Annotated in this window: 9 protein-coding genes; 4 read left to right on the forward strand and 5 right to left on the reverse strand. The window is 58.3% G+C overall.

The annotated features are described in order from the left end of the window. The 4 genes from HMPREF3009_RS01375 to HMPREF3009_RS01390 form a co-directional block, all read right to left on the reverse strand. On the reverse strand, nucleotides 1-1,202 hold a 1,202-nt coding region (locus HMPREF3009_RS01375; RefSeq protein ID WP_070679557.1), incomplete at its 3' end, for a cation:proton antiporter domain-containing protein. 561 nt (nucleotides 1,203-1,763) lie between these two features. Beyond that, a complete protein-coding gene (locus HMPREF3009_RS01380; protein WP_005323143.1) occupies nucleotides 1,764-1,985 on the reverse strand; it encodes a hypothetical protein in 222 nt (73 codons plus the stop codon). Beyond that, nucleotides 1,982-2,293, reverse strand: coding sequence for an ArsR/SmtB family transcription factor (locus HMPREF3009_RS01385; protein ID WP_005323142.1), 312 nt, complete (start codon nucleotides 2,291-2,293; stop codon nucleotides 1,982-1,984). Before HMPREF3009_RS01385 ends, HMPREF3009_RS01380 begins: the two co-directional genes overlap by 4 nt. A 209-nt stretch (nucleotides 2,294-2,502) precedes the next feature. Then, entirely contained in the window at nucleotides 2,503-3,171 is a 669-nt protein-coding gene (locus tag HMPREF3009_RS01390) for a hypothetical protein (RefSeq protein WP_005323141.1), read from the reverse strand. Between the two features lie 613 nt (nucleotides 3,172-3,784). Between HMPREF3009_RS01390 and HMPREF3009_RS01395 the strand changes: the two genes are divergently transcribed. Further along, nucleotides 3,785-4,780, forward strand: coding sequence for a tyrosine-type recombinase/integrase (locus tag HMPREF3009_RS01395; RefSeq protein ID WP_070456053.1), 996 nt, complete (start codon nucleotides 3,785-3,787; stop codon nucleotides 4,778-4,780). 269 nt (nucleotides 4,781-5,049) lie between these two features. Here the strand turns inward: HMPREF3009_RS01395 and HMPREF3009_RS12935 are convergent, their stop codons facing one another. Then, entirely contained in the window at nucleotides 5,050-5,382 is a 333-nt protein-coding gene (locus HMPREF3009_RS12935; protein ID WP_141758233.1) for a helix-turn-helix domain-containing protein, read from the reverse strand. A 48-nt stretch (nucleotides 5,383-5,430) separates the two neighbouring features. Between HMPREF3009_RS12935 and HMPREF3009_RS12940 the strand changes: the two genes are divergently transcribed. The 3 genes from HMPREF3009_RS12940 (at nucleotide 5,431) to HMPREF3009_RS01405 (ending at nucleotide 8,178) form a co-directional block, all read left to right on the forward strand. Then, nucleotides 5,431-6,057 (forward strand): hypothetical protein, encoded by a 627-nt coding sequence (locus HMPREF3009_RS12940; RefSeq protein ID WP_083312697.1) that lies wholly within the window; start codon nucleotides 5,431-5,433, stop codon nucleotides 6,055-6,057. A 165-nt stretch (nucleotides 6,058-6,222) separates the two neighbouring features. After that, nucleotides 6,223-6,411 carry a hypothetical protein gene (locus HMPREF3009_RS12945; protein WP_083312698.1) on the forward strand — a complete coding sequence of 63 codons (189 nt, stop codon included), beginning with the start codon at nucleotides 6,223-6,225 and terminating at the stop codon, nucleotides 6,409-6,411. Continuing rightward, nucleotides 6,412-8,178 (forward strand): hypothetical protein, encoded by a 1,767-nt coding sequence (locus HMPREF3009_RS01405; protein WP_070456055.1) that lies wholly within the window; start codon nucleotides 6,412-6,414, stop codon nucleotides 8,176-8,178. Nucleotides 8,179-8,225 lie beyond the last annotated feature (47 nt).

Genomic DNA, 8,225 nt, shown 5'->3' on the forward strand with positions numbered 1-8,225 from the left:
ACCGCTACCATTTCAGTCTTCTGAACACCGAGGACGAGCGCATGGGCGTCGCCAAGCTCGATGGGGCGATCCTCCGGGTGAATCTTGTGCGGTGGGCGGGCCGGCAGTCGCTTGGCTAGGTGTGTAGCTCGCGAGACGTTTTGTGGGTTGAGGATTGCCGAGATGACAAAGCTCAACGAAACAGCGAGCACGAGTGACAGCAGCCAGCGCTGGTTGAGCCAGCCGTCCTGTACTCCCACAGCGGCAATGATAAGGGCGAACTCAGAGTAATTCGCCAGCAACAGGGAAGCAAGGACAGAAGTGCGGTTGCGCAGTCCCAACATCCACAGGATTGCCCAGTAAGCGAGGCCCTGGATGGGCAAAAGCAGCAGGAGCAACCCGGCGTCGACGATGTTGTGCCACGTTGGTAGGCCCAGGAAACCGATGTTGACGAAAAAGCCAACCAGCAGCAGTTCTTTGAGGGTAAACAGTGAATGGCTGAGCTGTTCTGCGCCAGGGGAGCGGGAGAGCACCACGCCCATGATGAGCGCGCCGAGGCTTCCGGAGAGGCCGACCCACTCGAAGAGAGCATAACCAGGCAGCAGCGCCATGACGATGCCAAAGAGCGCGCCCAGCTCACCGTGCCCGAGCTTGTACCAGCGGCGAGTAGTCAGCGCTAGCAGCGGGACGATGAGGACAAGCAACACGGCCGCTAAGCTTGGCGGCTCTCCCCGCAGGATGCTCATGAAGACGACAGCGATGATGTCCTGCATGATGAGGACGCCGATGCAGATATTGCCGTAGAGGGCTTGTTCATCGCCGCGGTCTTGCAAGATTTTGACGACCACGATGGTGCTGGAAAAACTCAGCACGAGGGCGACGTTGACCGCTATCGAAAAACTGGTCGGACCGAATGCGCCGAGTGCGCCGAGAGCCGTGATAAAACCCATGCCGAGGAGGGTCATCACGAGCACGTGGGCGGTGGCGGTAAGCCAGACAGCCTTGTCGGTCAAGGCCCTCAGATCGAGGCGCAACCCGATTGCAAAAAGCATCAGCGTGACACCGATGTCGGCGAAAAGATCTAACGCTTCAACGTGCTCGATACCCCCGGCATTGAGCGCGAAGCCAGCGACGAGAAACCCGATGAGAGGCGGCAATCGCACCGCCCACGCAACGAGGCCGCAGCCAAACACCACTGCGAGGTAGATCAATAACAATTCCATGGATTGTAATAGTGCCCTAACCCGAGCTTTGGCCAGAGTTTGAAACACTATCTACCCCATGAGGGTGAGAAACATGGAGTGGCCTTGCTTGGCGATACATGTCGTTCACGGTAAATAAGCGCTAAAAAATTGAATTATTTGAACTCTATTTACCGTGGGCGTAGTAACCCAAGGCTTAAGCCTTAACCCGTCGACTCGTTCCAGAAGAAAAGGCTGGTCAGAGTTTTCTGGCCAGCCTAAGAGTCTTTTGCGAAACTACCCACCCACCTGCAACGACCCGAACCACAGCTATGGTTTCCGTCGGTTTCCGTTCCCGGTTCCGTCGGCAGGTGGGCCGGGGCGGTGTCGGAGGTGGGGGCACACCACGTGGTTCGTCCCCAGTCCTAGCCCCTATCCGCGAGAGGGACAGGATAACGCCACGACCGGAGACACACCCCGCCGCCAAAGTCACAAGCAAGTTTATGTTGCTGGAGGTCTACGCGACGTGCTTAGCGCATACGCTGTGACAGCCCATAGCGCGGAGCCAAAACCACCGCGCCCCTTGTTTAAGGAAGAGCCTGATTACTCGGGGATCTCGCTGAGTTGGGCCTCAATCCGATCCAACCGCTCGGTGATGTTGCGTAGATGCTCCACGATGAGTTGGTTGGAACCATCGATCGCCGTCGCCGTTTCGCGTCGTGCGCTGGTGACGGTGCGTACCACCCAGACGGTAAGAGCAACGAAGATCGCGAGTGGTAATGCGGCGGCGAGGATGACAAGAAATACGGTAGCGGTAAGTGTCACGAAGATTCCCTTTTCTGTTCTTGATTAATCAGGTGCCTAATGTGGTCTGGAGTTACTTCAAGCTGAAACGGAGCGACCCAGTAGTGCTTCCTCACTCGGCTCTCTCCGAGCTGTTCCAGGCCACTCTCGATGAGTCCAGCAGCTTCCAAGCGGTTGAGGTGCTGGTAGAGCAGTGGCCGAGACATCCCGAGTCGGCGGGCCAGCTCACTGACATGGGTCGAATCCGTCTCTAGGGAGGCGATAATTCGCAACCGAGGCTCACTTCCAAGAGCACTGAGCATCTGAGCGAGCCGTGCTGCGTCCATCATCCCTCCGTATCGTAATCGAACGATGTCAGGTGTAAGTATATGCTTACAGTCAGCGGTGCGCAAGTTCTGCCGGGTCTGGCGGAGACGCTGCCCGACTTAAGACGTGGCCGGTGTCCCATCACGTCCCCTCTTCACCCTCCCCAAGAAGGAACCCAGCCGCAGCACACACCACAGCTGGGTTCCTTCATGGCTTACAGCGTAGCCAGCAGCTACAGCCGCTCGATGTCTACATCGCCATCGAGAATCCTCGGCTCTACCTCCATGTGGATCCCGCGGTAGGGAAGTAGTGCGCGGATAATGTCGTGGGTGATGTCGATGCCTGGAGATGGTTCGTCCCGCAAAAGGTGGTACAGGCTAGGGCAGTAGTCCACGCCGGGAAACTCGTCCTTTGCTTCGGGAACGCACCCGTCCGGGTCAAAAGTCGTGCAGCGAATGATCAGGTCGTCGTGGACACTATTGGGCAGATTGATGGTGAGTCCTGGTGTGGTGGCAGACATGTCTGCAACCGTGGCCTCGTTTACAGACCGGGTAAGCGGGATTAGGCCGCGGGCGGACTCACCGCCTTGGATGCGGGTGAGTCCCGCACGGTTTCCGTAAGTGTCGGCCAGGGTGACAAACGTGACGCGCACCGGGGCAGTGGCCACCGACATGGAGTTAAACGCGGTGAGGACGTTGATTTCGCGCTCGGTGATAAGCCCCTGCGGGCCTGTGAAGCTAATGACGTGGTTGTAGAGCGCGGCGGTGGACATGGACAAGATGGTGTCGGCCACCTGTTTTCCCTGTTTCAGGGTTTCGGTGACTTGGGCGAGGTCGTCTACCTCAAGCTCGGCGGTGAAGTACTGGCAGTACAGTGGTGTGCTCATGTCGAGTGTGGACATGGTTCGTCCCTTTCCTTTGAGGGTGTGAGCAGTGGAAATGTCAAGTGTCGGGCACGGTAACAGGTAGAAATTTGCGGATACGCAAACTGTCCGCGCGGTGGGTTGCCGATGTGCGAGGTATGGCAACAAGCCGCGTGAGTTAAGACAAAATTGCGGATACGCAATCGCGCTCGACGGTGGTCACGCTAGTCGGTGCGGGGTGTGGTTGAGGCTCCGCGCAGGTCGCGCACGTATCGGTTAGCCACAACCGGGGGCAGCGGATCTACATGTTGTGGTGGACATAGCTGTGGGCCACAAAGCGGGGCCTTGAAGGACTTGGTGGGTAGGATTAAGGCCGTGTCCGAGGCTCGCGCGGGGGTACTAAATATGGCATGTCCCTTTTTTGATCTCCACAACATGATGTGGTGGTTCGTCTGGTAGATGTTTGCGGAACCGCAAACATGCAGGCCATATAAGAAATTCCTGCGAAGTTGGCGGTGTGGGGCCACCTGCTTGCCAGATTGCAGATCGGCAAACAAGACTATGTGTAGCGGAGTGCACTGCGTGGCCTAGCTACGTAGCATCCACTACACCGCCCCATTCCACTGCGATCGTGCCGACGAAGGAAAGGCCCATGTCCAGTAACTACACCACCGCCGACTATGAGGCGATCATCGCCAACTACACACCACACGCCGTGCGCTCTGAGCCGTGGAGCCACGTTGCCGACTTCACCCGCGAGTGCGTGCGCGCACTTAACATCACCCCGGATAACACCAGCCGCGACGCACTGCGCAACACGCTCAACTGCGTGTCCAAGCTCGCCGCCTGGGTCTGGGTGAGCTACGGCGTGGTGACTGTCGAGACCGTCTTCCACCCCGACATCATCGGAAACTACTTCCTTGCCGGAGGTGGTGCAAAGCTCAGCCCGTCCACCGCAGGAACCCAGCGCTCGCTGCTGTGTCGTGTGGCGGAGGTGATCAACGACGACTGGAACCCTGACTACCAGCACCCGATTAGCTACGAGCCAACCCTTGAACCCTACGACTCTTATGCCTGTGACAGGATGTGGGATTGGGCCGAGTCGCAACCCACAGCTGCCCGCCGCCGCAACTTCACTACGGTGCTAGCACTCACGCTTGGTGCGGGCTTGCGCGCAGGAGAAATCTGCACGCTGCGCGGCAAAGACGTGCGTGTTGACGGCGACGGGGTGCTGCTGTTTCCGCACGGCTACCGCGGGGCTGGCCCGCGCGAGGTGCCACTGCTCAAGTCTCATATCGAGGTACTTCAGCCGGTCATTATGGCTACCGGCCCGGAGGACTACCTGTTCAGGCCAGGCCGCGACAACGAGAACGTCAGCCAGCTCTCGGCGTATCTCCGCCGGGTAACACCTAGTACATCGCCGGATATGGTGCCGGATACCCGCAGGCTGCGCAATACGTGGATTATCGACCGCATTGCAGCCGGAGTTCCCGCTGATGTGCTGTGTGCTGCGGCAGGACTGAAGTCCTTGCACCAGTTTGAGGACTACGTGGTCGAGGCCGGAGCTAACCGCCGCCATGCCTACCGGATTCTTTTGGCCGGAGGATCGACTCATGGCACCCCAGGTGGAGGCCTGTACGTGCTGTAGCTCGGCTCACGGAGACTTCCTGAGCTATCCCTAGCGATTGCACATCTGCAAAGTTGGATTGCGGATACGCAAAACTCGTCTCATGGCGCACAGACCGCACCAGGGACGAACCACCCTGTGACCTGCGGGTTTACTCATGGTCTGAGGTAAGAAGGCACCGCCACCTATTTCGTGGTGTAGGTGTGCTCACCTCGTGAGCCATGAACGACACCCATGTAACTCACACCCGCCTTACCAGTGTCGGAAACATGCAGTTTCCAACCCTCGGGTCACTGACTGCCGTATCGGTTGCTGCGATGGCGCGGCCACAAGGGCTTGCCTGTGGTGACCTCGATATTGGCAATGACACGTCCCGTCGGGATCATCTCGCCGCGGATGATTCGGGTGATGGTGGAGGTGGGGATACCGCAGGCCTCGGCCAAGTCTTTGGCACTGGGGTAGCTCCCGTCCAGGGTGAGTTTCTGGACGTTGCGGGCAAAGTCCTGCAATTTCCGCATGACCGGATCGTGGGCCTCGATATGGGCATTAGGCCAGTTGGCGTAACGCCTGACCGGAGCCTCGGCGGGAAGGTCGGAAGCCACGAGACCACTTCCTTTGAACAAGAAGAAAAAGACGAACCACCTAAGTCTAAATACAATGAGGTCTACGCTGTGATCGACACACTGACGACACGCGGATTACTGCCACCTACAACTCCTACCGTTGAGCGCAACCGCAAGCGCGTGCTCGCCACGTACTTTTGCTACATGCGCGACCGCTGGTACGACGACATCTCCGTGGACGGCTGTATCTACCTGCTGCGCGATGGCGGAAAGATCCGCACCTACTTACAAGCCCGTACAGCGGATTTATCCAAATCCAGCCTCAATGCCACCCGCCGCATCCTCAACCGCTGCGCAAGCCATGTCATTGGCCAAGAAGGCGCGCTGGAGTGGGCAGAAGAATTACCGGAGGTCTTTTACCCGGCAGCTACGGCTCCGCGCCGCGCCTACAACGCCAGCGAACTTATCCGAATCGACGACTGGGTTCCCTCCCGCCCCCGCCGCGAGTCGCGGCGCGTGGCCTGCATCATCGTGTCACTGGCTTTAGGTGCTGGCATGTCCACCGAGGAAATCTATCACTGCCGTTATGGCGACTTCACCGACTTTGGCACAGTGCTGGCGGTTCATGCACGCGGTGGTCGTGGGCTAAAGCCGCGTACCGTTCCGCTGACTGCACCTTTCGACGACCTCATGCGCCAAGTGCTGCATGGCGTGGGCGACGACCGTAGAGACTAACCACTGGTAAAACCCAACTCGGCGCGCCGCCGCAACGATGCCACAGGCCCACACCTGATTGCTGACTTCATCCACAAGACCAGCCAGAACCCATCGAGTACCGGCCTTGCCCCGACACTGCCCAGGCTGCGCTATACCTGGATCGCTACTCATGCCGCCGAGCGCGTGGACTTTAACCATCTGGTCTATGCCACCGGAAGCATCCAGCCCTTCCAGGACACGTTTCACCACATGATCGTTGAATCTGGCGCGCTCACCGAGACCGAATACCGTGAGTGGATCAGCGGCAACAGGGACGAACCAGACTACCCGCCGCTTCGAGTCGTCGAACCGAGAGCAGGAGGCGAAGTCTAGGTGGCCCACTTCAACACCACACCCACCCCGCTGCTTCGCCTGGATGGAGCCAGCGTTTCCTGGGCATTGACCATCATCGACCGCACCGACATCTGCCACCATCTTGACACCTGGAGGCGAGTAGACGGCTACGACCCCGCCAAAGGAGGCAGGCCTAAATCCGTTAACGACCGCACCATCCTTGCGCTCTACCTGATTCTGGCGCGTTCTGGTCAACCCATGCATTTGACCACCATGACGACGCTCCTGGCCTCGCCTGATACGACAGACAAGGCTTTAGAACTCCTTAACCTGCCCAGCCGCGATAAGGCACGACGGGTAGGTGACTTTTACGCAACCCAGCACAGCAACTGGTACTACCGCCTGTGGCGTGCGCTGCACAGCTTCCTTGATGTCGTTGACCCATTCGACAACATCCCGCACCGCGCCAGGCTTACCCGTGCTGAATTCAACCGGCTGATGGACGAACAAGACCCTGAGCGCCGCGAGGAAAAATGGCAGCGCGCCACCTACGTGTTCAATGAGCTAGTTATGGCAAGTACCGAGGACATGCCCGAAGAATACCGAGCCAACTGGCAGGGAGACCTCACCCTAGACGGAACACTTATTCCAGGCGTGCGCCGTGGCAACAACCGATGGACGAACCGACCGGACGATCTCATGTCCTCCGAGCCGGAGGCAGGCTGGTACTCCCGTGACGAGCGACAAGAAACACATGGCGAATCAAACCGAAAGCGAAACGCCAAGCATGTGTGGGGTTGGGAGGCCACACTTGTTGCCGGAGTCATCCGCGACCAAGGCCCATATGCACAGCCACACCTGATTATGGGCATGGCCTTCGACCGGCCCAGCCACAACCCTGCGATCCGTGGGTTGGAAGCCATGCGGCATTTAACGGATGATCCTGAGACACCTAAGGGCACAGTGGTGGGCGATCGTGCTTACTTCGCGGTGGCTAAGACCAAAGACTTCCATGAACCACTGCGCAAACTCGGCTATACCCTGGTGGGAGACTACAGAACCAATCAGCTGGGAAAGCGCGGATCCTATGAAACCATGGGGTTAGTTGAAGGCCACTGGTATTGTCCTGCCATGCCGAAACCTCTGGTGGAAGCCACCGAAGACTTCTATGCCGGACGTATTGATGAGGCCACCTACAACCAGCGGATCAACGAGCGCCGCGCCTTTGCCATGCGGAGAAAAGGCAAGAAGCTCTCCGGTGAGAGCCAGATGTTTATGTGTCCGGGACGAGGTAAAGGAAAGACACTGGCATGTCCCTTGGTGGAAAAGAGTCAGCGCCAGGACGCGAGAGACAGAGGACTACCCTCCATCTCCGGGCCAAATCTATCTACCGCGCGCAAGGCAAAAGGAAAGTGCTGTACCAATAAGGTCTCGGTAACCATCCCGAATAAGGAGGGAATGCGCTACCGCCAAACTGGCCCTGCTTTTAAGACACCGGAATGGAAGAAGGTGTATGGCACGTGGCGCAATGTGATTGAAACCCGCAACGACTATGTAAAGAACAATCGTGGTGGTGCTGCTATTGGTGACCATACGAGAAGACCTGTACGCGGTTTTGCTGCGGCCTTCTTCTATACAGCTCTTGGTGTGGTAGCGGCCAATGTATCTATGATTCGGCGTTTTCTTGGCCGGGTGGATCGGGATGAAAAGACTCCGCCTCCTGACTCTGGTAAACCTGTACCGCCGCGCGATCCGGCGCGCGAGAAGGCAAGCCCGAACGCGCCGCCTGCGCGCGAGGCCGCTTAAGACCAACTGAATACTTTGGCTTAAGGGACATTTCGTGTGGATAAACC

Origin of the sequence: Corynebacterium sp. HMSC034H07 (assembly GCF_001815175.1) — a bacterium.
GTDB classification, from domain to species: domain Bacteria; phylum Actinomycetota; class Actinomycetes; order Mycobacteriales; family Mycobacteriaceae; genus Corynebacterium; species Corynebacterium hiratae.